At 63.1% G+C, this 25,041-nt stretch carries 25 protein-coding genes; 8 read left to right on the top strand and 17 right to left on the bottom strand.

The genetic code is table 11. The annotated features are described in order from the left end of the window. Nucleotides 1–36: 36 nt before the first annotated feature. Genes ACQ4MM_RS04250 through ACQ4MM_RS04235 form a run of 4 tightly spaced genes read right to left on the bottom strand, consistent with a single transcriptional unit; the run spans nucleotide 37 to nucleotide 5,066 of the window. Nucleotides 37–1,155, bottom strand: a complete 1,119-nt coding sequence (locus tag ACQ4MM_RS04250; RefSeq protein WP_431476209.1) for an ABC transporter permease — start codon at nucleotides 1,153–1,155, stop codon at nucleotides 37–39. Nucleotides 1,156–1,162: 7 nt separating this feature from the next. Further along, nucleotides 1,163–2,305 carry an ABC transporter permease gene (locus ACQ4MM_RS04245; protein ID WP_431476208.1) on the bottom strand — a complete coding sequence of 381 codons (1,143 nt, stop codon included), beginning with the start codon at nucleotides 2,303–2,305 and terminating at the stop codon, nucleotides 1,163–1,165. After that, nucleotides 2,302–4,068: an ATP-binding cassette domain-containing protein gene (locus tag ACQ4MM_RS04240; RefSeq protein ID WP_431476207.1), complete on the bottom strand. Its 1,767-nt coding sequence runs from the start codon at nucleotides 4,066–4,068 to the stop codon at nucleotides 2,302–2,304. Before ACQ4MM_RS04240 ends, ACQ4MM_RS04245 begins: the two co-directional genes overlap by 4 nt. A 2-nt stretch (nucleotides 4,069–4,070) precedes the next feature. Next, on the bottom strand, nucleotides 4,071–5,066 hold the full coding sequence (locus ACQ4MM_RS04235) for an HlyD family efflux transporter periplasmic adaptor subunit (protein WP_431476206.1): 996 nt from the start codon (nucleotides 5,064–5,066) through the stop codon (nucleotides 4,071–4,073). 76 nt (nucleotides 5,067–5,142) lie between these two features. Here ACQ4MM_RS04235 and ACQ4MM_RS04230 point away from each other — a divergent pair, with 76 nt between their 5' ends. Beyond that, nucleotides 5,143–5,820: a CerR family C-terminal domain-containing protein gene (locus ACQ4MM_RS04230; protein ID WP_431476205.1), complete on the top strand. Its 678-nt coding sequence runs from the start codon at nucleotides 5,143–5,145 to the stop codon at nucleotides 5,818–5,820. Here the strand turns inward: ACQ4MM_RS04230 and nhaR are convergent. Then, a complete protein-coding gene (gene nhaR, locus ACQ4MM_RS04225) occupies nucleotides 5,774–6,664 on the bottom strand; it encodes a transcriptional activator NhaR (RefSeq protein ID WP_431476204.1) in 891 nt (296 codons plus the stop codon). The two genes, ACQ4MM_RS04230 and nhaR, sit on opposite strands and share 47 nt — an antisense overlap. A gap of 100 nt (nucleotides 6,665–6,764) precedes the next feature. On the opposite strand from nhaR, the gene ACQ4MM_RS04220 reads away from it, so the two are divergent. The 3 genes from ACQ4MM_RS04220 (at nucleotide 6,765) to ACQ4MM_RS04210 (ending at nucleotide 9,699) form a co-directional block, all read left to right on the top strand. After that, entirely contained in the window at nucleotides 6,765–7,805 is a 1,041-nt protein-coding gene (locus tag ACQ4MM_RS04220; RefSeq protein WP_431476203.1) for a DUF475 domain-containing protein, read from the top strand. 4 nt (nucleotides 7,806–7,809) lie between these two features. Beyond that, nucleotides 7,810–8,508: a TIGR00266 family protein gene (locus ACQ4MM_RS04215; protein ID WP_431476202.1), complete on the top strand. Its 699-nt coding sequence runs from the start codon at nucleotides 7,810–7,812 to the stop codon at nucleotides 8,506–8,508. Between the two features lie 144 nt (nucleotides 8,509–8,652). Then, a complete protein-coding gene (locus tag ACQ4MM_RS04210; protein WP_431476201.1) occupies nucleotides 8,653–9,699 on the top strand; it encodes an esterase-like activity of phytase family protein in 1,047 nt (348 codons plus the stop codon). Here the strand turns inward: ACQ4MM_RS04210 and ACQ4MM_RS04205 are convergent. The 4 genes from ACQ4MM_RS04205 to ACQ4MM_RS04190 are packed head-to-tail and all read right to left on the bottom strand — an operon-like array spanning nucleotide 9,696 to nucleotide 14,165. Then, nucleotides 9,696–12,038, bottom strand: a complete 2,343-nt coding sequence (locus ACQ4MM_RS04205; protein ID WP_431476200.1) for a CPBP family intramembrane glutamic endopeptidase — start codon at nucleotides 12,036–12,038, stop codon at nucleotides 9,696–9,698. The genes ACQ4MM_RS04210 and ACQ4MM_RS04205 overlap by 4 nt on opposite strands. Then, nucleotides 12,035–12,769: an ABC transporter ATP-binding protein gene (locus ACQ4MM_RS04200; protein ID WP_431476199.1), complete on the bottom strand. Its 735-nt coding sequence runs from the start codon at nucleotides 12,767–12,769 to the stop codon at nucleotides 12,035–12,037. Before ACQ4MM_RS04200 ends, ACQ4MM_RS04205 begins: the two co-directional genes overlap by 4 nt. Continuing rightward, the gene (lepB, locus tag ACQ4MM_RS04195) at nucleotides 12,766–13,437 is read right to left on the bottom strand and encodes a signal peptidase I (protein ID WP_431476198.1); all 672 of its coding nucleotides are present in this window, start codon (nucleotides 13,435–13,437) and stop codon (nucleotides 12,766–12,768) included. Before lepB ends, ACQ4MM_RS04200 begins: the two co-directional genes overlap by 4 nt. A gap of 50 nt (nucleotides 13,438–13,487) precedes the next feature. After that, a complete protein-coding gene (locus ACQ4MM_RS04190) occupies nucleotides 13,488–14,165 on the bottom strand; it encodes an ArsR/SmtB family transcription factor (protein WP_431476197.1) in 678 nt (225 codons plus the stop codon). Between the two features lie 75 nt (nucleotides 14,166–14,240). Here ACQ4MM_RS04190 and ACQ4MM_RS04185 point away from each other — a divergent pair, with 75 nt between their 5' ends. Continuing rightward, entirely contained in the window at nucleotides 14,241–15,221 is a 981-nt protein-coding gene (locus tag ACQ4MM_RS04185) for a cytochrome P450 (RefSeq protein WP_431476196.1), read from the top strand. Continuing rightward, entirely contained in the window at nucleotides 15,218–15,562 is a 345-nt protein-coding gene (locus ACQ4MM_RS04180; RefSeq protein WP_431476195.1) for an antibiotic biosynthesis monooxygenase family protein, read from the top strand. Before ACQ4MM_RS04185 ends, ACQ4MM_RS04180 begins: the two co-directional genes overlap by 4 nt. Here ACQ4MM_RS04180 and ggt read toward each other — a convergent pair whose 3' ends face one another. The 8 genes from ggt to ACQ4MM_RS04140 all read right to left on the bottom strand — a co-directional run bounded on the left by ggt (nucleotide 15,563) and on the right by ACQ4MM_RS04140 (nucleotide 23,542). After that, entirely contained in the window at nucleotides 15,563–17,329 is a 1,767-nt protein-coding gene (ggt, locus tag ACQ4MM_RS04175; protein WP_431476194.1) for a gamma-glutamyltransferase, read from the bottom strand. A 6-nt stretch (nucleotides 17,330–17,335) separates the two neighbouring features. Then, complete coding sequence (locus ACQ4MM_RS04170) at nucleotides 17,336–17,782, bottom strand: hypothetical protein (protein WP_431476193.1); 447 nt, start codon at nucleotides 17,780–17,782, stop codon at nucleotides 17,336–17,338. A gap of 150 nt (nucleotides 17,783–17,932) precedes the next feature. Beyond that, the gene (locus tag ACQ4MM_RS04165) at nucleotides 17,933–18,574 is read right to left on the bottom strand and encodes a PEP-CTERM sorting domain-containing protein (RefSeq protein ID WP_431476192.1); all 642 of its coding nucleotides are present in this window, start codon (nucleotides 18,572–18,574) and stop codon (nucleotides 17,933–17,935) included. Between the two features lie 194 nt (nucleotides 18,575–18,768). Further along, the gene (rpoH, locus tag ACQ4MM_RS04160) at nucleotides 18,769–19,659 is read right to left on the bottom strand and encodes an RNA polymerase sigma factor RpoH (protein ID WP_431476191.1); all 891 of its coding nucleotides are present in this window, start codon (nucleotides 19,657–19,659) and stop codon (nucleotides 18,769–18,771) included. Between the two features lie 252 nt (nucleotides 19,660–19,911). Next, nucleotides 19,912–20,826: a permease-like cell division protein FtsX gene (ftsX, locus tag ACQ4MM_RS04155; protein WP_431476190.1), complete on the bottom strand. Its 915-nt coding sequence runs from the start codon at nucleotides 20,824–20,826 to the stop codon at nucleotides 19,912–19,914. After that, entirely contained in the window at nucleotides 20,823–21,482 is a 660-nt protein-coding gene (locus ACQ4MM_RS04150) for a cell division ATP-binding protein FtsE (protein ID WP_431476189.1), read from the bottom strand. The genes ftsX and ACQ4MM_RS04150 overlap by 4 nt, the downstream gene beginning before the upstream one ends. Before the next feature lie 9 nt (nucleotides 21,483–21,491). Beyond that, nucleotides 21,492–22,544, bottom strand: coding sequence for a signal recognition particle-docking protein FtsY (ftsY, locus tag ACQ4MM_RS04145; protein ID WP_431476188.1), 1,053 nt, complete (start codon nucleotides 22,542–22,544; stop codon nucleotides 21,492–21,494). A 50-nt stretch (nucleotides 22,545–22,594) separates the two neighbouring features. Next, nucleotides 22,595–23,542, bottom strand: coding sequence for a MerR family transcriptional regulator (locus ACQ4MM_RS04140; protein WP_431476187.1), 948 nt, complete (start codon nucleotides 23,540–23,542; stop codon nucleotides 22,595–22,597). A gap of 362 nt (nucleotides 23,543–23,904) precedes the next feature. On the opposite strand from ACQ4MM_RS04140, the gene ACQ4MM_RS04135 reads away from it, so the two are divergent. Both ACQ4MM_RS04135 and ACQ4MM_RS04130 read left to right on the top strand, forming a co-directional pair. Beyond that, nucleotides 23,905–24,321, top strand: a complete 417-nt coding sequence (locus tag ACQ4MM_RS04135) for a porin (RefSeq protein ID WP_431476186.1) — start codon at nucleotides 23,905–23,907, stop codon at nucleotides 24,319–24,321. After that, nucleotides 24,275–24,982 (top strand): porin, encoded by a 708-nt coding sequence (locus ACQ4MM_RS04130; protein ID WP_431476185.1) that lies wholly within the window; start codon nucleotides 24,275–24,277, stop codon nucleotides 24,980–24,982. Before ACQ4MM_RS04135 ends, ACQ4MM_RS04130 begins: the two co-directional genes overlap by 47 nt. The last annotated feature ends 59 nt before the right edge of the window (nucleotides 24,983–25,041 follow it).

Genomic DNA, 25,041 nt, shown 5'->3' with positions numbered 1-25,041 from the left:
AGGGAGATTGTGAGCTGTTTCATGAGTGTTTCCAGTTCAGGCAAGGCGGTGGCGGAACAGCCATGCCGCCAAGGGCAGCGTAATGAGGGCGATCAGCACGAGCGGCAGCATGTTCGGCCACAGGGTGGCGAGGCCGGCGCCTTCGAGGTAGACCCGCTGAATCATGTCGATGGCGAAGCGCAGGGGATTGGCCATGGTCACGATCTGCAGCACTTCCGGCATATTCCGTACCGGCGTGGTGAGCCCGGACAGCAACATCATCGGCATCACCAGCACGAAGGTGTACAGCATGGCCTGTTGCATATTCAGCGACACGGCCGATATCGACAGGCCGACGCCAACGCTGGCGACCGTGAACAGCGTCAGCCCGGTGTAGATGGAGAGCAGCGAGCCCGCCATCGGCACGCCGAACCACAGCCTTGTGACCAGCAGGATCAGCGTCGACTGCAGCAGGCCGATCATGATGGGCGGCAGGGCTTTGCCGATCATGATGTCGATTGGCGTCAGCGGAGTGACGAGCAACTGGTCGAACGTTCCTTGCTCGCGCTCGCGCGCCACCGAAAGGGCCGTCAGCAGCAGGGTTTGCAGCATGCTCAAGGCGGCGATCATGCCCGGCATCAGGTACCAGCGCGTTTCCAGGTTCGGGTTGAACCATGCGCGCGATTCGATGCGCAGCGCGGGCTGGGCGCCACCGTGCTTTTCACGCCATTGGCGGTTGAAGTCGGATACCACGGCGCCGACGTAGGCCGCGGCCGAACCGGCAGTATTGGAGTTGCGTCCATCCAGCACGATCTGCAGGGGCGCAGCGTCGCCCGCATACAGGCGCCGTTCGAAGTCGACCGGGATGCTGATGGCCAGCAGTGCCTTCTGGCTGTCGATCGCATCACGCAGGGCTTCCTGGGTTTCGAACGTGAGCGTGCGGCGGAAGGTAGCGCTGGCATCCAGTTTGGCCAGCAGTTCGGCCGAGGCGGCGCTGTGGCTGGCGTCATGCAGCGCGTACGGCACATAGGTCAGGTCATACGTCGCCGCGTAGCCGAACAGCAGGCTTTGCACGATGGCCGGCACCACCAGGATGAAGCGGCTCTTCGGGTCCTTGAACACCGCCAGGAATTCCTTGCGAACGATGACGGCAATGCGGCGGAAGAAATTGATCATGGCGGCCTCAGTCCAGTCGTTTGCGGGTCACCGCGCGCGCGATGCTCAGTAGCAGCACGGCGTAGGCGGCGAGGATGGCGCAATTGCGCAGTATCAGCGGCCAGACATTCCCGGCCAGGAAAAGCGTCTTGACCAGTTCCATGAAATAGGTGGCGGGCAGGATGCGGCCGACCACCTGCACCGCTACCGGCACGTTGCGCAGGTCGAACAGGAAGCCGGACAGCATCAGCGATGGCATGAAGCTGCTGACCAGGGCCAACTGGCTGGCCAGGAACTGGTTCTTGGTTGCCGAAGAAATCAACAGCCCCATGCCGAGCGCCACGATCAGGTACAGCATGGAGGCGAAGATGATGACCAGCAGCGATCCCTGCATCGGTACCTTGAACAGGAAGCGTGCCGCAGCCAGGCACAGGAAGAGGCCCATCATGCCGACGCAGAAGTAGGGAATCACCTTGGCCAGCAGGATCTCGACTGGCCGCACCGGCGTGACGAACAGCGCTTCCAGCGTGCCACGCTCCCATTCGCGCGCCATCACCAGGGCGGTGAGGAAGGCGCCCACCAGCGTCATGATCAGCACGATCAGGCCTGGCACCAGGTACCAGGTGCTGGTGTTGGCGCTGTTGTACCACATGCGTTGCTCGATGCTCACGGCGCCGTTGGCCGGAATGGCGTCGGCGCGGGCCGCGCTGCCAAGGCGTTCGGCGCGGCGGGCGTTCCATTGCTGCAGCGCGCCGCCGGCGTAGTTCAAAATGATGGTGGCGCGGTTGGCCTCCGCGCCGTGCACAATGATTTGTACGGCGGCGGTGCCGGCGGCGACATCGCGCGAGAAGGTGGCGGGGATGCGGACGATGGCGTCGACGCGGCGCTCGCGCATCAGGATTTCCGCGTCGTGCATCGAGGCCACCGGGAGCGGGGCGAAGGAAGGCGACAGGCTGAATCCGGCGACTGCTTCCTGTGCGGTCGGGGAGCTGTCTTCCATGACGATGGCGATGGGGGCGTTCTTTACGTCCAGCGACAGGCCGTAGCCGAAAATCAGGATCAGGACGATCGGCAGGGCGATACCGATTGCCATGTTCGATGCGTCACGCACAAGTTGGCGGAATTCCTTGCGCACCAGGGCTGTCAGCCGGGAACGGAAGCCGCTGTTCATGGCGTCGCTCCGCTGCGGTTCTTTTCGACAATGGCGATGAAGGCGTCTTCCATATTGCCGGCATCGCCCGCCTGGCTTCGGACCTCGCGCGGGGTGCCGATGGCGAGCAGCTTGCCGGCGTCCTGGATCACGATGCGGTCGCAGTATTCGGCTTCTTCCATGAAGTGCGTCGTCACCACGATGGTGACGCCTTGCGCGGACAGTGTGGTGATGCGGCGCCAGAATTCGCGCCGTGCCAGTGGATCGGCGCCACTGGTCGGTTCGTCCAGGAACAGTACTTCCGGCTCGTGCAGCAGTCCGGTCGCCATTGCGAGGCGTTGCTTGAAGCCGCCCGGCAGTTGGCCGCTGGGCATGTGCTCTTGTCCGCGCAGCTGGAATTCGTCCAGGACCTGGCCGGTGCGCTGTTTCAGGCGTTTGCCATACAGGCCGTAGGCGCCGCCGAAGAAGTCGAGGTTTTCCTGCACGGTCAGGTTGCCGTAGAGGGCGAACTTTTGCGAAACGTAGCCGACTTTGGCGCGGGCTTGCGCGCGCGCGTGGCGCAGGTTGACGCCTGCCACCTGCAGGAAGCCGGAGCTGGCAGGAAGAAGCCCGCACAACATGCGGAAGGTGGTGGTCTTGCCGGCGCCGTTTGGTCCCAGCAAGCCGAATATCTCGCCGCGTGCAACGCTGAAACTGGTGCTTGCCACCGCCGTGAAGTCGCCAAACTTGCGCACCAGGTCGCGCACCTCGATCATGGCCTCGCCGCCCGCCCCGTCGCCGCCAGATGCCATGGCTATGCCTGGCGCCCCCTCCGCCGCTGCTGCAGGCGAGGCGGCGGGCGCGGCAGGGGCGGCGCGCAGCAGCATCATGAATCCGTCTTCCAGCCGCGCCGGCACCGGCTGGGCTGGCAAGCCATCCAGAAGCTGGGCAAGCGCGCCGTCCGAAGCATCCGCGCGGCGGATAAACCGCACGTGTCCCCCCTCAGGCACGGCATCGACCACGCTCTCCCGTGCATCGATCAGGCGCGCCTGCAGCGCCCGCGCCGACTGGCCGGCGCGCGGTGTCGCTGTGAAGCACAACCCATCAGCGCAAGCGCGCAGGTCGGACGGAGCCCCAGACGCCAGCAAGCGTCCTTCATGCATGACAAACACCTGCTGGCAGCGCTCCGCCTCGTCCATATATGAGGTGCTGACGATGACCGATAGCCGCTCTTCATCCACCAGCTGCTGCACAATCTCCCATAGCTCGCGGCGCGACAAAGGGTCGACGCCGACCGTCGGCTCATCGAGCAGCAGCAGTTCGGGCAAGCGCACCAGTGTGCAAGCCAGCCCAAGCTTCTGCTTCATCCCGCCGGACAGCTTGCTCGCCGGGCGTGAAGTGAACCGCGCCAGGTCGGTCATATGCAGCAACCGCGCGAAACGCTCGCGCCGCACGTCCGCCGGCACGCCGTGCAGGTCCGCATACAGGTCCATGTTCTCCTGCACGCTCAAGTCCTCATACAAACCAAAGCGCTGCGGCATGTAGCTGATACGGTCCTGTACCTGCTGGGGCTGCGCAGCGACATCGAGGCCCAGCACCGACAGGCTTCCGCCACTGGGCGCCAGCAAGCCGGCCGCCATGCGCAGCAAAGTGGTCTTGCCCGCGCCATCCGGCCCCACCAGCGCCGTCAGGGCGCCGGAAGCCACCTCCAGCGACACCTCGCGCACCGCCTCCACAGGTGCTGCTGCACCTTTGACGTTGAAATGGCGGGACAGGCCACGTCCGCTGAGGACTGCTGAAGTCATGATCAGCGCCCGACCGCGATCCGCACAGTCGCCGGCATTCCCATGCGTAGCACATCGGCCTTGTCGTCGGCCAGCACGCGCACTTCATATACCAGCGCCGTGCGCAGTTCCTCGGTCTGCACGCTCTTCGGCGTGAACTCGGCTACCGAGGAAATGTAGCCAACCTTGCCTGCCAGCGTCTTGCCCGGCTGGCTGTCGATCGAAATGCTGGCGGCCAGGCCCGGCTTGATGCGCCCCAGGTCAGCCTCGCGCACATAGGTTCGAACCCACTTCGGATCGGCAATCGCCAGCGTATAGACAGGCCGCTGCGGCGAGGCCATGTCGCCGGCCTCCATCAGGCGCGCGCGCACCACGGCGTTGACAGGCGCTTTCAAGGAAGCTTCGCCTAGCTGGTATTGCAGCAGCGCGATGGCCGCATTGGCGGCATCGACTTGCGCCTGTGCCTGCGCGATATCTTCACGGCGCGGACCGTGCCGGGCCAATTCCTGTCCCTGGCGTGCCTGTTCCAGCGCCGCTTGTGCCGATTTGGCGCGGGCGCGGGCGGCATCGACATCCTGCTGGCTGATCGCGCGGCCATTGCTGTCCTGCTGCACCGCCAACGCGCGTTCCAGTTGCTGGCGCGCGAGATCGGTGTCCGCTTGTGCGGAGGCGGTGCGGGCAGCTGCTTGCGCCAGTTCTTCGGCGCGGGTGCCGGCCTTGAGGCGCGCCAGCACCTGCTGCTGGGCGGCCGCCTGGGCTTCGGCTTCGGCCAAACGCAAGCGCAGGCCGCGCGTATCGAGTTCCGCCAGGACCTGGCCGGCCTGCACCTTCTGGCCTTCCTCCGCCAGTACGCGCGCCACCCGTTCGCTGGCCGGGAAGGCAAGTGCCACCTGCCGCAAGTCGACATTCCCGTACAGGACCAATTCCTTGTCGTCCGCGACGGGACGGCTCCAGTACCAGACGCCAGCCGCAATGGCCGCCGCAGCCACTATGGCAATTCCAACAAGCTTCTTGTTCATGGCAGAACCTCCTGGGGAAATTCTACATCAAATTCAAATTTGGATTTGAATTTATTTTCGACGTACAATGCGAGCCATGCAAAAAAAGACAGCAATCCGTGCCAACCGCCAGGACGGCGACGCCACCCGCCAGGCCCTGCTGGACGTGGCGGGACAGGTGTTTGCCGAACGTGGCTTTGCCGACGCCACCAGCAAGGAAATCTGCGCCCGCGCCGGCACCAATATCGCTGCCGTCAATTATCACTTCGGCAGCCGCGGCGCGCTATATGAAGCGGTACTGGTGGAGGCCCACCATCATTTGCTCAAGCTTGAGGATATACAGGAAATCACCTCGCGCGAGCTGGCGCCACGCGACAAGCTGCGCGTGATTTTGCGCGGCATCGTGCTGCGCGCCACCGGGGCCGATGCGCACTGGGGCGCACGTGTGGTGATCCGTGAACTGATGTCGCCGACCGAACACGCGCCGGCGCTGGTGCAAAAAGCCATCGCCCCGAAAGCCATGGTCATGCTGGAACTCGTGTGCGACATCATCGGACTGCCGCCGACCACGCCCGGCCTGCAGCGCGCGCTGTTCCTGCTGATGTCGCCCTGCCTGGCGCTGCTGGTGGCGCCGCGCGACATGCGCAGCAAGCTGTTTCCCGCGCTGGCCGACGATGCCGAGGGTCTGGTCGACGATATGATGACTTACGCCGGCGCCGGCCTTGACGCTATCGCTGCGAAATACTCAGCATCGCCTCGACCACAGGGTGGCTGATGCGCCGCTCGCTGGAAATCGCGTAGAACTGTTCCTGCAGCTCGGATGCCGGCCCCACCGGCACCGCGCCAAACTGCTCCAGCATGTCGTCCGCCAGCGCCGCCGGCGCAAAGAACAGGCCCATGCCGCTGCGGCCGAAGGTGTTCAGCATCGCGCTATCTTCGAATTCTCCCACCACGTCGGGCCGCACGCCCTGTTCCAGCAGCCAGGCGTCGATGCGGCCGCGCAGCGCCGTATTCCGGGTCGGCAGCAGGATCGGGGCGCCGTTCAGGCTGTCGGGGAAGTCCTTGCCGTATTTGCGCGCCAGGCCCCGCGTTCCGAACAACTGCATCTCGCTTTCACCCAGCAGGTGGCTGAACACTTTCAGTGAAGCGCTGGCGCGCACCGGGCGGTCGGTCAGCACCACGTCCAGCTTGTGCAGTGCCAGTTCCGCCAGCAGGGCGTCGAACTCGCCCTCGGTGCACACCAGGCGCACCGGCGTATCCGGCGGCAGCGCGGCCTGCAGGTAGTGCGCCGCAATCAGCTTGGGCATGGAATCCGAAATGCCGACTGCCAGCCGGATCTTGCCGGCATCCACTTCCTCGAGCGCCTCCTGCATTCGGTCGCCAAGCTGGAAAATCTGCTCGGCGTAAGTCAGCGCCACCCGGCCCGCTTCGGTCGGCACCAGGCGCCGGCCCTGCTGGGTCAGCAGTGACTTGCCGATTGATTGCTCCAGCGCAGCAATCTGCGTGCTGACCGTCTGGATCGCCAGGCCCAGCCGGTCGGCGGCCCGGGTCACGCTACCTTCGGCGGCGACCATGCGGAAGAAATACAGGTGGCGGAAGTTCAGGCCCGTGGTTTTCATGTTTCGCTTTTTACGAAGTAATACTTCGATTATCTTCTATTTTTAAAAAAGCGTCCCGCCCTTAGACTGGCCAGACTTATCAACGAGAAAGGGTCAACCGATGAAGCACTTCAGGATGTCATTCCTGGTCTCCTTCATCTGTCTTGCTGTGGCAGGCTGGTGGGGTTACCAACAAACAGGCGTCAGTGGCGCCCTGGCGGCCTTATGGATCGCCTTTATCCTGAGCGTGATGGAAGTCTCGCTCTCTTTCGACAACGCGGTTGTCAATGCCTCCGTCCTGAAAAACTGGGACGAATTCTGGCAAAAGCTGTTCCTTGGTGTCGGCATCATCATCGCGGTATTCGGCATGCGCCTGGTATTCCCGCTGGTGATCGTGGCGGTGGCGGCAGACCTCAGCATCCCGGACGTGTGGACGCTGGCGCTGAACGACCCCAAAGCCTTTTCGACCCACCTGACCAACCACCACGCTGAAGTGGCGGCATTCGGCGGCATGTTCCTGCTGATGGTGTTCCTGAACTTCATCTTCGATCATGAAAAGCAGATGCACTGGCTGGGCAATGTGGAACGCAAGCTGGGTGCGCTGGGCAAGGTGTCTTCGATTGCGATCATGATTTCGATGGGCGTGCTGCTGGGCAGCCTGGGCATCGTCGAAGAATCGCAGAAGTTCATCGTGCTGGTGGCCGGCATGTGGGGCTTGCTGACTTATGTAGCCGTCGATGCCTTGTCGACCTGGATGGAGAAGGGCGAGGAAGGCGGCGTGAATGCCGGTGAGCTGGTCAAGCGCGGCGGTGTCGGCGGCTTCCTGTACCTGGAAGTGCTGGATGCATCGTTCTCCTTCGACGGCGTGATCGGCGCCTTCGCCATCACCAGCGACGTCGTGATCATCATGCTGGGCCTGGCCATTGGCGCGATGTTCGTACGTTCGATGACCGTCTACCTGGTGCACAAGGGCACGCTCGAAGAGTATGTCTACCTGGAGCACGGCGCGCACTACGCGATCGGTATCCTGGCTGTGATCATGTTGGCGAGCATGAAGTTCCATATCCCGGAAGTGATTACCGGCCTGATTGGTGTGGCATTTATCGTGGCATCGCTGTGGTCTTCGATCCGCCACAAGAAGCTTGAATTGAAGGGAACCTGAAACCATGACGACATTTAAAGTAAGCGGGGATATCGATCCCTTCCTGCAGGTCTCGATGAAGCAGGGCGAACGCATCTTCTGCGAATCGAACGCGATGGTGATGATGGACGCCACGCTCGAGCTGAAAGGCAAGATGCGCGGTGGCCTGGGCGGCGCCTTGATGCGCTCCCTGGCAAATGGCGAGTCGTTCTTCCAGCAGAACATCGAAGCGACTGGCGGCGACGGCAACTGCCTGTTGTCGCCGAACCTGCCGGGTGCCATGCGCGTGCTGGAAGTCGGCGAGCGCCAGTACCTGATCAGCGATGCCGCTTTTGTCGCCGCCAGCAGCGGCATCGACCTGCGGGTGCGTACGCAGAATGTCGGCAACGCGCTGTTCGGCCAGAGCGGCGGCTTCTTCATCACCGAATCGAGCGGCTCCGGCCAGCTGGTGGTGTCGGGTTTCGGTGCATTGCATGAGGTCGAGGTCGAGCCAGGCAAGGAAGTGGTGATCGACAACGCCCACGTCGTGGCCTGGGATAGCGCGCTGCGCTACGACCTGGCGGTGGCGACCCGCTCCGGCGGCGGCTTGTTCGGCAACCTGGTCAACTCGGTGACCAGCGGCGAAGGCATGGTGCTGCGCTTCTCCGGCCGCGGCAAGGTGCTGATCTGCTCGCGCAACCGCGAAGCTTTTGTGGCCTGGATGATGTCGCACCAGTCCCGCTAATACGATTAACTCCGTTAACGCCCCCCATGGCGTTCTTCCTTGCGGTGGTCCTGGCAACAGGCCACCGCTTTTTTTGCCTGTCATCGCCAATTCATATTCGATTGCTACGGTGTGCATCGCCCCCCACACACGGAGATCAATGAAATGCAAAATTCTACTTCGTCCAGGATCGCAAAGCTCTTCCTGGGCTGCGCCTTCGGCGTGCTGAGTACCCAATCGATGGCGGTCACCTTTACCGCATGGCCGACCACCAATACCGTGGCGACGGCCGACCAGGCCAGCACCTTCGGCGAAAACTTGAGCGGCCTGTTCTACCAGCCCGCCGCGGCATCGAATGCCGCTGTGCTGTGGGCCGTGCAGAATTCGCCCTCCAAGCTGTACAGGCTGACTTGGAACGGCTCCAACTACGTCAAGAACACCACGAATAGCTGGGGCAGTGGCAAGACGCTGCGTTATCCGAACGGAAGCGGCGCGCCGGACGCCGAAGGCGTGACCATGGCCGAATTGACCTCGCCCGCGGTGTATGTGGCATCCGAGCGCGATGGCAGTGGCTCTAGCCGCTTGAGCATCCTGCGCTACGACACCAGCGCGACTGGCAGCACCTTGAAGGCGACCAACGAGTGGAACCTGACGGCCGACCTGCCAAAGGTCGATTCCAATGCCGGCCTGGAAGCGATTACCTGGGTGCCGGACAGCTACCTGCAGGCCAGCCAGTTCATTGACGAAAATACGCGCCTGCCCTACGACCCGGCGAATTACCCGTCGCACGGCACGGGCCTGTTCCTGGTCGGCCTGGAAGCGAACGGCCAGATCTATGCTTATGCACTCAACCAGTCCGGCTCCAGCTATGTGCGCGTCGCCACCCTGGCGAGCGGCCAGTCGCAGATCATGGACCTGTCGTTTGACCGGGACAACAACATCCTGTGGGCTGCCTGCGACAACAACTGCAGCGGCAAAACGACCTTGTTGTCGGTCGATACTACGGCGGGCTCTCCTACGAAAGGCAAGTTCGTGGTGCGTAAGGGCTACAATCGTCCAGGCTCGATGTCCAACTTGAACAACGAGGGTATCGCGATTGCGCCGGAATCGGAATGCACCAACCAGCTGAAGACGTTCATCTGGGCCGATGACGGGGAGGATAACGATCACGCGCTGCGCCGCGGGACGATTTCCTGCGGAGCGCAGTTTTAATAGCTGTAAAGCTGCATGGCGAGCATGCCTGCGTTGTAGAGCGCATGCGCCAGCATCGGGGCCAGCAGCGACTTGCTGCGTTCCGCCGCGATTGCGGTGCAGAGGCCCAGCACGAACACCGGCGCCATGGCCAGCGGTGGATGGATGACCGCAAACAGCGCCGCGCTGGCGGCCATTGCCTGCCAGGGCGGCAGCGAGCGACGCAGGCCGCCATAGACCTGGCCGCGGAAAATGAATTCTTCAAAGATCGGCGCGGCCAGCACGGCGAGTGGCGCCAGCCACGCCAGCGCGACTGGCGGCGCGGCGTTTGGCATGGCGCCAACCTGGCGCAGGATGACCAGCCACAGGAAGCCGCCTGCCAACGCGGGCAGGGCCATCAGAAAACCCCAGCCGATGGCGCTGCGCCAGGCCGCGCTGAATGGCCCTTGCCACAGGCGTGGCACACCGCTGGTCCCGCTGCGCCAATACAGCAGTCGCGCCAGCGCGTAGACCAGGGCGCCGGCGATGGCGAAAGCCAGCGTGACTGTCGGCAGGGTGACGGGCTTGCCGGCCATGTACAGGGCGCCTGCGACCAGCAATTGCAGCAGGAAGAACAGGACGGCTGCCATGATCCCGTCCGAGGCGGAGACGCGCGGCGGCGGCGAGGCGGCAGGATCAAGCAGGTAAGGCAGCGAGTCGCGGGCGCGCTGCCACAGCGATAACGCGAGGGATGCCAGCAGCACGATGATGGCCAGCCGCACATGCCATTCGTGGGTGTTCAGGGCGTAGGTGTAGAACGACGACAGGATAAGGTAGGCATAGGCGAAAGTAGGGCGCACGCGGGCGTGCAAATCCTGCGCCAGCGGATCGCATGCCCATACGCCCAATGCGACGGCAATCGTGGCGAAGACCGGGATGCCGGCAGTGACCAGCACCAGTTGCGAGAGCAGGCGTCCATCGGCGGGTACGCCAAACCACAGTCCCATCGCGAAGACGGACAACGGGTAGATCAATGCCAGCGCCGACCATAGCTGCGCCTTCTGCGCCAGCATGCTGCCGATGCTCTGCGGGTAGGTGTACAGCAGCCACAGTGCGTGACCCTCGGTGTTGATGGTCTGGAAGGCTGACAGCATCAGCACATAGGCGCCCAGGCCGAAGGCCACCGACGACAGCAGGGCCGGATCGCTGATGAACTGGTGCATGTTTTTCACCTGGCCGTTCAGGACCAGTTGGCTGCCGAAGATGATCAAGGGGATCAGCAGGCTTTGCACCAGGAAGTTGCGGTCGCGGCTAAGCAATCGCAGCTCGCGCCGTTGCAGCGGCGTGCCAGGCGCCCAGCCGGTGAAGGCGGAGCGCGGAGTGGCGCTGCGTCCCGCCTCGCGCGAACCGGTAGCAACCACGCCATCGGCCAGCAAGGCGTTCAGCAGTCGCAGGCCAAGCCATAGGAAAAATGTGGCTTGCGCGGCCAGCAGGGCGCCGTAGCCCAGGCCATGCATAGCGTCGCGCGCATTGAGGGCCTGCAGCGCCAGGCCGGGCGGCGTCCACAAGGTCCAGGCCGGGAATCGGGCGGCCCAGCCCAGCGTCAGGGTGGCGGTCGGCATGGCGAGCGACATGGCCAGGTACATCAGCGGCATGCTGGCGACCGAGGCAATGGCCTGCAGGTTGCGCAGCTGCGATGGCGCCATGCGCAGGCGCAGGCCGGTATCGGCCACCGTGCGCAGCGTGGCGGCACAAGCCAGCAAGGGCAGGGTGCATGCGGCGGCCAGGAAGGGCGTGCCCCAGCGGTAGCCGGAATGCCAGGCCACTGCCATGCACATCGGCCACAGCGCGAGGATGCCGGATGGATTGGCCAGGGTGCGTTCCGCGATGCGCGCCAGCAGCAAGGTACGGCGCTCCAGCGGCAGCGTGACCAGCCATTCCAGGTCCCAATCCGGCTGTGCCAGTTCCTTGCTCCCCAACGGCAGCAGGAAGGCGATGCCGAACAGCAGGCTGGCCTGCATCACGGCAGCCTGCATCAGCACCGGATGGAAAGGGGCGGTCTGCAATTCCTTGCGCGCCTTGCGCATGGCGGCGCGTGGTGCGGCGTCCGAATCGGCTGCTACGCATTGGCTGCCGGTTGGCAGGCGGCACTGCATGTTCAGCAGCGACGTGCTGGCGGTATTCAGGAAGGCGAACAGCATGAAGGCCGATAGCACGAAGGTGACCAGCCAGCGCGCACTCTTCTTGCCGCGCGTCGGTGCGCGGCTGGTGCCGGGCGGCCCTTTGCCGAAGCGCAGCGCATTGCCGATGTTCAGGAGCCGCAACAAGCGTAGCCTTGCCAGCAACCAGAATGCGCGCGGGGCGCTGGGCAGGGCCATCATGCTGCCAGGCTGTCTTGCTCGGTGAATTTGAGGAACAGCTCTTCCAGCGTGCTGTTGTCGCTGCTGGCACCGCGCAGTTCTTCCAGCGAGCCGGTGGCGACCAGGGCGCCGCGGTTGATAATGCCGACGCGGTTGCACATGCGCTGCGCCATGTCGAGCAGATGGGTCGACACAAATATGGTTTTGCCGGCGGCGGCGCTGGCAATCAGGCGGTCCTGTACTTCGCGCGCCGCGCGCGGATCGAGGCCGTTGATCGGTTCGTCCAGGATCAGCACGGCGGGATCGTGCACCAGGGCGCAGGCCAGGCCCAGTTTTTTCTTCATGCCCATCGAGTAATTGACGGCGAATTCCTCGCTCACGTCCTGCAGTCCGAATTCTTCCAGCAACTGTGCGGCGCGTTCGACGGCGGCCTTGCGCGGCATGCCGTGCATTTCGGCGACGAATTGCAGGATCTCGCGCCCGCGCAGGAAGTCGTAGAAGATCGGGTTGTCCGGCAGGTAGCCGACATGCCGCTTGACCTCGGCGGCATCGGCCTGGCAATCCAGGCCGTCGACCAGCACGCGGCCTGCGCTGGGCACCAGGATGCCCATCATCATGCGAATGGTGGTGGTCTTGCCGGCGCCGTTCGGTCCAAGGAAGCCAAACACTTCGCCGCGCTGCACTGCCAGCGTCAGCGGCTGCACGGCGGAGAAATCACCGTACTGCTTGGCCAGTCCCTGGAAATCGATCATGGCCGCAAGCTCATGCCGATACGTTCCGTGCGTGGCGCCCAGTTGCCCAGGATGTCGGCGGAAACCAGCACGCGTTCGGCGCGGCCGATCAGCAGCTTGCGCGGCACGAAGCCGATGAAGCGGGAATCGCGGCTGTTGTTGCGGTTATCGCCCAGCATCAGGTAGCTGTCGGCCGGCACGGTGACGGGACCGAAATCGCGCTTGGCGTCGACTTGCGGCAGGACCTGGATGCTGTAGCTGGCGCTGGCATTGTGTTCCTGCAGTTGCAGCGCCTGCAAGTCGCCGACCTTGTCGATATGTTCGGTGGCGTTGCCCAGCACCACGTAGTCGGCAGTCTTGCCGTTGATGATCAGGTGTTCGCCGCGGATTTCCACACGATCGCCAGGCAAGGCCGCGATACGCTTGATCAGGCGGGTACGGTCTTCCGGCGAGAAGAAGGTGACCACGTCGCCGCGCTGTGGTTCGCCCAGATGGCTGACGGAGTAGTCGGTCAGCGGTACTTTCAGGTCATAGGCGATGCGGTTGACGAAAACCACGTCGCCTTCCAGCAGGTTGGGGTGCATGGAGGCGGACGGAATCGGGTTCCAGTCGGCGATTGCGGTACGGAACACGCCCAGCGTCAGCAGGAAGACGATGAAGCCCTTGTTTTCACGAATGAGTTTTTTCACGACCGGAGTCTCCGCCTTGGTTCAGGAAACTGCATCATCTTATCAAAACCTTAAGCGCCGCTTAGACCGAAGGCTGCCAGCATCTGGCGTTGACCTTTCGGCGCTACTTGCAGCGCGCGGCTGTCGAGATCCTGCTCGACCCAGCCGCGTTTCAGGGCCAGTTGCAGCAAGGCCGCGCCGAGCGCCCCGCCGAGGTGCGGCTTGCGCTCGCTCCAGTCCAGGCAAGGGCAGGCAAAGCGGCGCCGCAGCTTGCGCAGGGCCGGCAAGTCCAGCCCCAGCTGCGCGAACTGCTGTTCGCCCGCTGCGCTCAATTCGTAGCCGTCGCTGGCATCGGCCAGCCAACCCTGGGCGGCGAAATGATCATGCAGCCTGACTGCCACCGTGCCTGCCATGTGATCGTAGCAGGTGCGCGCGTGGCGCAGGCGATCGGGCGTGCTGGGCTTGAATTCGCCGCGTGGCAGGCCGGCAACGACCAGCAAGGCTTCCAGTGCGCTGGCGACTTCCTGGCTGGCGAGCTGGTAGTAGCGATGCTTGCCTTGCGCGAGTTGCACCAGCAATTGCTCGTCCTTGAGGCGCGCAAGATGGGCGCTGGCGGTGGACGGGCTCACTTCGGCCACGACCGACAGCTCCGTTGCGGTGCGCGCATGGCCGTCCAGCAGGGAGCACAGCATGCGGGCGCGGGCAGGTTCGGCGATGGCGCCGGCAATGTTGGCAAGCTTGGAATCCATATTTCGGTGTCGGACGAATTGTCGTTGCGCTTTTTTCAGCATACTGCAATTTCTTGAACGTTGCCGGAGATTGGAATGCAGAACCTGGAATGGGATGAAGGGCGGGGATTGTGGATCGCCGCCGGTACCGCGCTGGTGGAACAAGTGCTGGGCCATCCGGCACTACGCGTGCGTCCGTTGGCCGAGCCGGTGCCTGCCGCCATCGCCGGCGGTGGCGCCGGCGAGGTGTTTGGCGCACTGGTGCGCATGAACGATGGCGCGCGCCACGCCGCGCCCAAGCTGGCCCTGCAGCGTGCGTTGGCTGGCGTGGCCACTGGCGATGCCGCCCGGCAGCGTGCCCACGCCGTGGCGGCCGACCTGCTTGCGCAGGGGCGTCCAGTCGGCGCCTGGTGTTTCGAAGCGCCCGTCAGCACGGTTGCCAGCCTGCTGGGCTTCGCCAATGCGCAGTTGCCCGCCGTGGCGCGCTGGATGGCCGATTTCGTGGCCTGCCTGTCGCCTTTGAGCAGCGCTGGGCAAATCGAACAGGCACACGCGGCGAGCCTGCGCCTGCTGGCCGCCATGCGCGAGCTGCTGCAAGCGGCGCCGGAAAATTCGCTGGCTGCAAGCGTGGCGCAGGAAGCCGCCGCCGCCGGCTGGCGCAACGACCACGCCATTCTCGCCAACCTGGTCGGCCTGCTGTCGCAAACCTATGAGGCCAGCGCCGGCCTGCTTGGCAACAGCCTGGTCGCCATCCAGCAAGGCGCCGCCTGCGCGGACGCCAACGCACTGGTGGCGCATGTCATGGAGACGGACCCGCCCATCATCAACACCCGCCGTTTCGCCGCCGAGCGCTGCCAGGTCGGCAGCGTGACAGTCGAAGCAGGGCAGGCGATACTGGTCATGCTCGGCGCAGCAAGACGCGGCTTTGGCCATGGCCGCCATGCCTGCCCCGGGCAACAGCTTGCGCTGCAGATTGCCGCCGGCTGTCTCGAAGCGCTGTGCAGCAAACCGCTGCCGCAGCTGAGCTGGACTTACCGCGCATCGCTCAACGCGCGCATACCGGAGTTCCACCAATGATTGCAGTGATTTTTGAAGTAACGCCCGCCGAAGGCCGCAAGGACGCCTACCTGGACATCGCCGCGCGGCTGAAGCCAACGCTGGAGCAGATCGATGGTTTCATCAGCGTCGAACGCTTCCAGAGCCTGGCCAATCCCGGCAAGATGCTGTCGCTATCGTTCTTCCGCGATGAACAAGCGGTGCAGGAATGGCGCCGGGTGGAAGCGCATCGCGCCGCCCAGCAAGCCGGGCGCGAACACCTGTTCGCGGATTACCGGCTGCGCATCGCCAGCGTGGTGCGCGACTATGGCCTCAATGAGCGCGCCGAGGCGCCGTCCGACAGCCGCGAGCGGCACGGATGATCAGTGCCCGCGCTTTTGCACCAGGGCGCTTCCCACGCCATGGCGCTTGCCTTCGCTGACCGCGGTCACCGTGCCATCGGGATTGAAGACGATGGCGTTGGCGGCGCCGATCTCCTCGGCCGAGGCGTCCCAGCGCTGGCCGAAACGCTCCAGTGCCTTGGCTTGTGCGCTGTCGGCAAATCCGGGTTCGACCGACGTGGCCTGGCCGTTACGCTCCGAAATGCGTGGTGCGTTCAGTGCTGACGGCATGTCCATGCCCAGGTCGATATGGTTGAAGATGGTCTGCAGCACCGTGGTCACGATGGTGGCGCCCCCCGGGCTGCCGATGGTGAAGGCCGGTTTGCCGTTGCGGAAAGCGATGGTCGGCGACATGCTGCTGCGTGGGCGCTTGCCGGCTTCCGGCACGTTCGGATGCGGGCCGGTGAAATCGAAGTCCGTCATCTCGTTGTTCAGGATGAAGCCGTAGCCCGGCACCGTGATGCCGCTGCCGCCCCATGACTCGATGGTGAAGGTATAGGCCACGATATTGCCGTCCTTGTCCGACACCGCCAGGTGGGTGGTGTGCGCGCTTTCAGAAAGCAGCCTGGCCTTGGCGGCGCTGGCCGGGCGCAGCGGCACGCTCGGGTCTTGCTGGAACAGGTAAGGATCGCCAGGCTGAGCGTGGTGATGCGCCTGCGTCGGGTCGATCAGCTCACGGCGGCGCGCAGCGTACTCCTTGCTGACCAGGCCCGCTACCGGCGCATCGACGTATTCGGAATCGGCCAGGTAGGCGTTGCGGTCGGCGAAGGCCAGCCGCACCGCTTCCATGTACAGGTGTTCGGCTTTCTCGCGCGGCATGGACTTCAGGTCGAAGCCCTCCAGGATATTGAGCGCCTCGGCAATCGTCACGCCGCCGCTGCCTGGCAAGGGCATGCCAACCAGCTCATAGCCGCGGTAGCTGCTACGCACCGGCTGGCGCCAGCGCGCCTCGTAATTGGCCAGGTCGGCCAGCGACATCTGGCCCGGGCGCACTGAAACGCCGGCAGCGACCGGCGGCCGGTTGACCGAGTCGACGATCGCCTGCGCCAGCTTGCCCGAATAGAAGGCCTTCACGCCGCCGGTGGACAGCAGCCTGTAAGTCTTGGCCAGGTCGGTATTGCGCAGCAAAGTGCCGGCCGGCAGCGCCTTGCCGTCCCGCATATAGCGTGCTGCTGTCTCGGGGAACAGCGCGAACTTTTTCTCGTTTTCCTTGACCAGGGCGACGAAGTTGTCATTCAGCTTGAAGCCGTCTTGCGCCACCTTGACGGCCGGTGCCAGCACTTGTTTGAAGGACATGGTGCCATAGCGCTCGAGCGCATCGTGCCAGCCGCGCACCGTGCCCGGCACGCCGACCGCCATGCCGCTGGCAACCGCCGTGTCGAAGTCCATCGCCTTGCCGTCCGCTGCGAAAGCGTCGGCGCGGAACGATGCCGGCGCCACCTCGCGGTGATCAAGCGTGATCACGCGGTTTTCCTTGGCCAGGTAAATCACCATGAAGCCGCCGCCGCCGACGCCGCAGCTGAACGGATCGGTCACGCCCAGCGTGGCCGCCGCCGCCACGGCCGCATCGACCGCGTTGCCGCCCTTGTTCAGGATCGCCAGCGCCGCTTGCGAGGCCGGCTCGCTGATGGTCGCTACAGCGCCCCCGGTGCCGCTGGCAACCGGGGTCTTGGCCCAGGCCGGGGCGCTGAACGCCAGCGCAATGATGATGGTGGAAGTCAGTCGTCGGGGCTGGGCGTTTGGCGTCATGGGCAGCTATGTGGGCTGGGAAATATTTACCCGCAAGCTTACCCGATAATCCGGCGCCGGTGCCTTCAGCGATGGCGGTTCAGCGGGCTCCACTCCCTGTAGCGTGAAGGTCAGCCCGTTGCGCGTCACTGCCTTGCTGGCGCCCGGCATGTCCTCTGCCAGCACGAAGCTGGTGGCGCCCTGCTGGTCGGTCAACACGAAACTGTAGCTGATATAGCCAGCCCAGACGCAAACTGCGCCTGTTTTACAGCGGCTGTCATTAACGCGCTCGAGCTTGAGCGTGACGGCAGGAGCCAGCGTGACGACTTCCCCTTGTGCCAGGACGTAGCTGGCGCTGGTGCGCGGTGCCGGGCGACTGGCTGCGTCCTCGGCAGTACTGCGGGTTGAGCCGCAGGCGGTGGCAATGGCGAGGACCAGGCCCGCCATGCCCAGACAGATCAGTCTAGCTTGCATGATGTTCTCCTCTGGCCTGTGAACAGCTTAGCAAATCGCAAACTACCGTGTTGCACTGTTGAGTCCACTCAACAGTGGGGTGTAAATATTCCCGATCAAGAAAAAAAAACGCCCCGCAGGGCGTTAGTTTTTATGGTTGGTTTTCACAACTTATTTTGTGCGGCGACGGCGGGCCACCCCCAGGCCCATCAGCCCGACGCCAAGCAGTGCCAGGGAGGCAGGTTCAGGAATTTCTTGTGCAGTAACAGGAGGATCGATCGGTCCGGTTGGATCGGTCGGGTCGGTTGGATCAGTTGGATCAGTCGGATCGGTCGGATCAGTCGGGTTGGTCGGGGCGTTGATATTGCCCGCCATAAGCTTGAAGGAAACGTTGGTGTTGTTGTCGTGGGTATTCAGGGAGTTCAGCTGGAAGGTGTACACCACTCCGGCCACCAGCGTGATGTCGTCCCAATAGGCCGAATATCCGCTGGGCTTGGTCTTGGTAACCGAGGAACCGTCGAGGAGGAAGTCGAAATCGAAGTCTTGCACGGAACCGCCGTTTGGCGGGTTGATGCCGAAGTCGAAGACGGTATCGGAATTGACCTTGACGTACAGCACTTCCTGGTCCTTGATATGGAGCCAGTCGGCGAAGGTCCAGACGGATTCACCGTCCGGATTCCAACTCGCGCTGAGCGTAGTGTCGGTCGACAGCAGCAACGGCTTGCCATAGGCCTGACCGTCTTTGGTTGGGCCTGCAACTGCGGAGCTTGCTGCTAGGGCGCAAATTGCGGACAGTGCGAGCTTCTTGAACATGGGTGACTCCTCAGTGGATTAGGCTCAAGAGTCATGTAGCAATCGTTATGCCAGAAACTAAAGTTCATCGATATCAAAGACTTAGTCACTGTTGCATATGGGAATGTAAAAATTCCCGACATTAAAAAGTTTGCTTAAAAATAAAAAAAGCACCGGTCCTCGCGGAAACGGTGCCTTTCACCAGAGTAGCCGGCTTAGATAAAGGCGGCCAGCGCCCCTTTCATTTTCTTCAAGGCCGCCGCTTCGATCTGGCGGATACGCTCGGCCGATACGCCGAACTCTTCAGCCAGCGTGTGCAGCGTTGCGCCGGAACCATCGTCATTGGCCAGCCAGCGTGCTTCCACGATGCGGCGCGAACGGGCATCGAGCTTGGACAGGGCGGTTTCCAGTCCTTCGGACTGCAGGCGCACCACCTGCTCCGCTTCCAGCACCTTGGTCGGCTCCATATTGTCAGAGGACAGGTAGGCGATCGGGGAGAACTTGTCGTCTTCGTCGTCGGAAGGCGCTTCCAGCGCGATGTCGCGGCCGCTCAGGCGGGTTTCCATCTCGATCACGTCCTCGCGTTTCACGTTCAGGGTCTTGGCCAGTTCGTCGATCTGTGCCGGCGACATGGCGTCCAGGCCCTGCTTGTGGCTGCGCAGGTTGAAGAACAGCTTGCGCTGGGCCTTGGTGGTGGCCACTTTGACCAGGCGCCAGTTCTTCAGGATGTACTCGTGGATTTCAGCCTTGATCCAGTGCATGGCGTACGACACCAGGCGCACGCCCTGGTCAGGGTCGAAGCGCTTGACGGCTTTCATCAGGCCGATATTGCCTTCCTGGATCAGGTCGCCGTGCGGCAGGCCGTAACCCAGGTAGCCGCGTGCGATCGACACCACCAGGCGCAGGTGGGAAGTCACCAGCGTTTCCGCGGCCTTGATATCGTTCCTTTCCTTCAAGCTCTTGCCGAGCGCCACTTCTTCCTCTTGGGTCAGCATAGGCAAGCGATTGACGGCCGAAATATAAGCGTCCAGATTGCCCAGGCTCCCGCTGAAGCCAAGGGTCAGCGCGTTGCTGCCGGCAGGTACCAGTGCGTTTATTGCGGTCATCTTATCTATCCTCGCTTGAAGGGAATGCTTTTCAGAGTTACCAGCATGCACGACAGAACTTAAATGATTCTTAACCTCTAACATGCCGTTCTGAACATATATTAGCACTCCCCCTTGGTGAGTGCCAATCGCTGAGATTTTATGGCTCTGATAGCAAAAACACTATCGGCGCAGCGCTATTTCTTGCGTTGGATCAAAGTCAGGATACGGCGGGGATGGCGTTGGCTCCGTGCGGGTACGCACGGAGCATTTTCAGTTCAGGCGCGACAGGTGGCGCTGGACGGACAGCAGGGCGCCCACCAGGCCGAGGCTGGCGGACAGGGCCAGCAGGGCTGCGGTGGTCAGCGGATCGAGCGGAACCAGCTGGAATTCGGACGCGTACAATCTTGCCAGGTCGGCAATAGTGCGGTTCAGCGGCTGCAGGGCCAGCGCGACGCCGCCGAGGGCCACGCCGCCGGCGCACAGGCCGAGCAGGGCGCCGGTGTAATAGAAGGGGCGGTGGATAAAGCTGTCGGAAGCGCCGATCAGCTTGGAAACCAGGATCTCTTCACGCTGGGTCATCACCTGCAGGCGAATCGTATTGAAGACCACCGCCACCACCACGCTGCCAAGCGTCACTGCCAGCAGCAGCAGGGCCTGGCGGACCACGCCAAGGATGGCCGCCAGGCGCATGACCCAGGCCGAATCCACCTGCACCGATTCGACGCCCGGCAAGGCGCGCATCTGCTCGGCAATGCTGTCGATCCGGGCCCCTTCTGCCGCATTCTGGAAGGCATTCAGCTTGATCACATAGCTGTCCGGCAGCGGGTTTTCGCCCAGGGTTGCCACCACGTCGGATAGGCCGTTCTTGGCGTTCAGCTCTTCCAGCGCCGCTTCGCGGGTCTTGAAGATGATCTTGGCCTGCGGCGTAATGCTGCGCAGCGACGACGCCAGCCCGGCGGCCTGCTCGCGCGGGGTGTCGGCCTTGATGAAGACGCTCAGTTCCGGTTCCACCCCCATGTGGCCGGACATCGGCCGCACGTTGTCGAGCAGTGTCACGCCCATGAAGGGCAGGGCCAGCGCAATCGCGACCACCAGGATATTGAACAGGAAAGAGCCCGGCGCCCGGCGCACATGCACCAGCGCGGAGCCGAGGGCGAACCAGTGGTGGCGCAGCCAGCTGCTCATGCTGCCTCTTTCATCAGTTCGCCGCGTTCGAGATGGATCACGCGCGCCGCCGCGTCCAGGATCTGCTCATCGTGCGAGGAAATCAGGCAAGTCACGCCCACCGAGTGGAAGGCGTGCAGCGCATCGATCACCTTGCTGGCGCTGGCACGGTCGAGATTGGCGGTTGGCTCGTCGGCCAGGATGATTTGCGGACGGTTGACGATGGCGCGGGCGATCGACACGCGCTGCTGCTCGCCGCCGGACAGGGCCAGCGGCTGGGCATCGGCACGGTCCAGCAGGCCGACTTTGTCGAGCGCGGCGCGGGCGCGCTGTTCCGCGGCCGAGCGCGCCGCTCCGGTCACCAGCAGCGGCATCATGACGTTGGCCAGCACGCTGCGGTCGTTCAGCAGGCGCTGTTCCTGAAAGATCAGCCCCAGGTTACGGCGCAGGAAAGGAATGCCGGCACGTTTCAGGGCGCCGATGTCCTGGCCATTCACCAGTACCTTGCCGGAGCTCGGGCGCTCCATGGCGGCGATCATCTTCAGCAGGGTCGACTTGCCGGCGCCGGAAGGGCCGGCCAGGTACACCAGCTCGCCTTTGGCAATGGTGAGGGAAATGTCGCGCAGGGCGACACCGTCGGGAGAATACTGTTTGCTGACGTGCTGGAATTCGATCATGTCGGCCGCTTAGGCGAGCAGTGCTTCAACAAATTCAGCTGCATTGAACGGCTGCAGGTCTTCAATCTTCTCGCCGATGCCGATGAAGTACACCGGAACCGGGCGGACGCGGGCGATGGCAGCCAGGATGCCGCCTTTCGCCGTGCCGTCGAGCTTGGTGATGATCAGGCCGGACAGTTGCAGTGCGTCGTCGAAGGCCTTGACCTGGGCCAGTGCATTCTGGCCGGTATTGCCGTCGATTACCAGCAGGGTTTCGTGCGGCGCCCCTTCCATGCCCTTGCCGATCACGCGCTTGATCTTCTTCAGCTCTTCCATCAGGTGCAGCTGGGTCGGCAGGCGGCCGGCGGTATCGATCATCACCACATTGGTGCCGCGCGCCTTGCCGGACTGCACTGCGTCGTAGGACACGGCAGCCGGGTCGCCCGATTCCTGGGAAATCACCGTGACGTTGTTGCGCTGGCCCCACACCATCAGCTGTTCGCGGGCAGCCGCGCGGAAAGTGTCGCCGGCAGCCAGCAATACCGACTGGCCGTGGGCCTGCATATGCTTGGCCAGCTTGCCGATGGTGGTGGTCTTGCCTGCGCCGTTGACGCCGGAAATCATCATCACCAGTGGCTGGTGGCGGCCCAGTTCGAATTGCTTTTGCAGCGGCTGCAGCAGGTCGATCATCAACTGCTTGAGCGCCTCCTTGACCTGGGCAGCGTCGAGCAGCTTGTCTTCCTTGACCTTGCGCTTGAGTGCATCGAGCAGGTACTGGGTGGCGTCGACGCCGGCATCGGACATCAGCAGCGCCGCTTCCAGCTCGTCGTACAGGTCGTCGTCGATCTTGGCGCCGACGAACAGGATGGACAGGTTGGCGGAAGTTTTCGACAAGCCGGCCTTCAGGCGGCTCATCCAGCTTTGCTTGGGTTCGGGCCTGGCGGCGGTTTCGACTTCAAACGCCAGCGGCGCCGCAGTCTCGGTGCTGGCCGGCACGGCAGGAGCAGCGACCGCAGGGGTGGCGGCCGGTGCCGTTGGCGCGGCTTCCGGCGCGACCGGTTTCTTCTTGAAAAAACTGAACATGGACAGGTTGGCAGAGGGTCCTTCAATCGAACCGCGTATTCTACCAGAGGCTAGCTGAGGGCTTGCCGTTGGCGCTGCCGCCATGCGGTGACGGCCGCGCAGATTTCCTCCAGTTCGCACACCGTCACATGGCTTGGCGGGCGCTTGCGCAAGGCGAAGTTGTTGCCGCCGGCCCAGATCTCGGCCTGTTCCGGCAGGCGGGCATGCAATTCGCGCAGGCTGTCGCTGACGTGGCGCGGATTCATGGTGGCGGAAAACGACAGCGCAACGATGTCGGCCTGCAGGGCGCGCGCGCCCTCGACAATGTCAGGCAGCGGCGTCTGAACCCCAAGCGGGATGCATTGCGCGCCTTCGGCAGCGAACATGGCCTCGGCCATCAGCAGGCCCAGGCCGTGGCGCTCCTGGGGTAGGGTGGTTAACAGCACGCGCGGACGCGGCGCTGCACTGCTGTGGTTTACCTGCGGCACCGAGAAAACCGCGCTGCGCAGCACGATCTGCACCGATTCTGCAAACAAATGCTCTTCAAATACCGCGAACTGGCCACAAGCCCAGGCTTCGCCCACCAGTGTGGCGAGCGGCGCGACCAGCTTGGTGACGAAGTTCTTCAAGCCCATCACCAGCATCGCCTGCGTCAGTTTGCGGCGAAATGCTTCCATTTGATGCGATTTGCACAAATCTATATAGGCTTGCAGTTCGGGGTCGGGCGCGGCCTGCTCCCTCTGGCTGGCGCCGCTCTTCTGCGCCAAGGCCTGCAATTCATCAGCCGAATAGCCGATGACCTTGCCGGGACGATAGCCCTGATCAATCAATCTCTTGATCAATCTCAATTTAATTACTTGTTCGCTTGGATAGACTCGCTCTCCGAACGTGTCGCGCTCGGGGCGGGGGAAATCGTAACGGCGCTCCCAGACCCGCAAAGTTTCCTTGGCCAGCCCGGTGTCCCGTTCCACGTCGCTGATGGTGGATGGAATTGTTACAGAAATCGCACTCGTTTTCATTCGCCGCCAGCGCCCCCAGATTGATACGCGACTTGCATTCTAACGCCGAAGTCCGCTCGAAAGTTGCCTACGGTGCAGGGCAGTTTCACTATGAAACCGGGGTTCGCGGTCCTTGTCCATGACACAATGTTGGCACTTCGCGTTTAGCCCCCAAAAGCCTGGAAAGTGTGAATTATGTCCTGAACAAAAAAGTTTCAAGTTAGATAAATTTTATTCGGTTTGCAGTAGCAAAAGCCGTCATCTTGCAATACGTATTACTACGTGAATAGCAGGAAATATTGAGATCATATAAAATGGCGGGCGATCAGTGCCGGAGAGCCCTGGTGATCGATAACAAAGTAAACAAAAGGAAGAAGCACATCATGAAGAAAACCCTGATTTCCCTCGCAGTCCTGGCAGCAGCATCCGGTAGCGCATACGCCCAGTCGAATGTAACCATCTTCGGTATCATGGATGCCGGCATCGTGTCCGAACACGGTGGCAAGAACGGTAACGTGACCAAAGTGTCGTCCGGCGTCGCCAATGCATCGCGCATCGGCTTCAAAGGCACCGAAGACCTGGGTGGCGGCCTGTCCGCAGTGTTCCTGCTGGAAGGCGGCATCAAAGGCGACACCGGTGAATCCGACGTGTCCGGTTCCGTATTCCAGCGTCAGGCTTACGTAGGCCTGGTGTCCAAATCGGCTGGTACCCTGACCCTGGGCCGCCAGTACACCCCCTTGGTACAACGCCTTCGTGCAAGTTGGCGATCCGTTCCAGGCTGGCCTGTCCGGTTCGGCTAAGAACATCTTCCCAGCAAACGGCATCAACGTACGCAACAGCAACTCCGTGTACTACAAGTCGCCAGACCTGATGGGCATCACCGCTGAAGTGTTCTACGCTGCCGGCGAACAGAAAGAATCCTCGACCGGCCGTCAACTGGGCGCGTCGATCGGCTACCAGAACGGCGACTTCAACGCCCGCCTGGCCTACAACAACCGTAACAACGACACCGTTGCCAACAACATCGTGACCGGCCGTGACATTGGCCGCAACACCCTGCTGGCTGTGAACTACGACTTCAAAGTCGTTAAAGCCTTCGGTATGTTCGGTGTCAACAAGGGCCTGAGCAGCGTTGCATACCCTAATGGTACCGCTTACACCGCAGCAGCAGTGGCTCCTTCGACCGACAGCCGCAACTACCTGCTGGGCGCGACCGTGCCTGTGTCGGCAGCTGGCTCCCTGGTGGCTTCCGTCGCCCGCGCGGATGACCGTGAAATCGCCAACCGCGATGCCAACCAGTTCGCAATCGGCTACCTGCACAAACTGTCGCCACGTACCACCACCTACATGTCCTACGGCAAAATCAAGAACCGTAACGGCGCTTCCTTCACCGTTGGCAACAACGCTGAATCCGGCTCCGGCGACTCCGCTTACAACGTAGGCATCCGTCACACCTTCTAATATCTGCCAGTTGCAGGTCAAAACGGCTGCCTCGTGCAGCCGTTTTTTTTTTACAATGC

Origin of the sequence: Massilia eburnea, from assembly GCF_050709955.1 — a bacterium.
In the GTDB taxonomy this organism is placed as follows: domain Bacteria; phylum Pseudomonadota; class Gammaproteobacteria; order Burkholderiales; family Burkholderiaceae_D; genus Rugamonas; species Rugamonas eburnea_A.
Note: the sequence above shows the minus strand (reverse complement) of the source record. Positions and strands in the feature narration are given on the sequence as shown.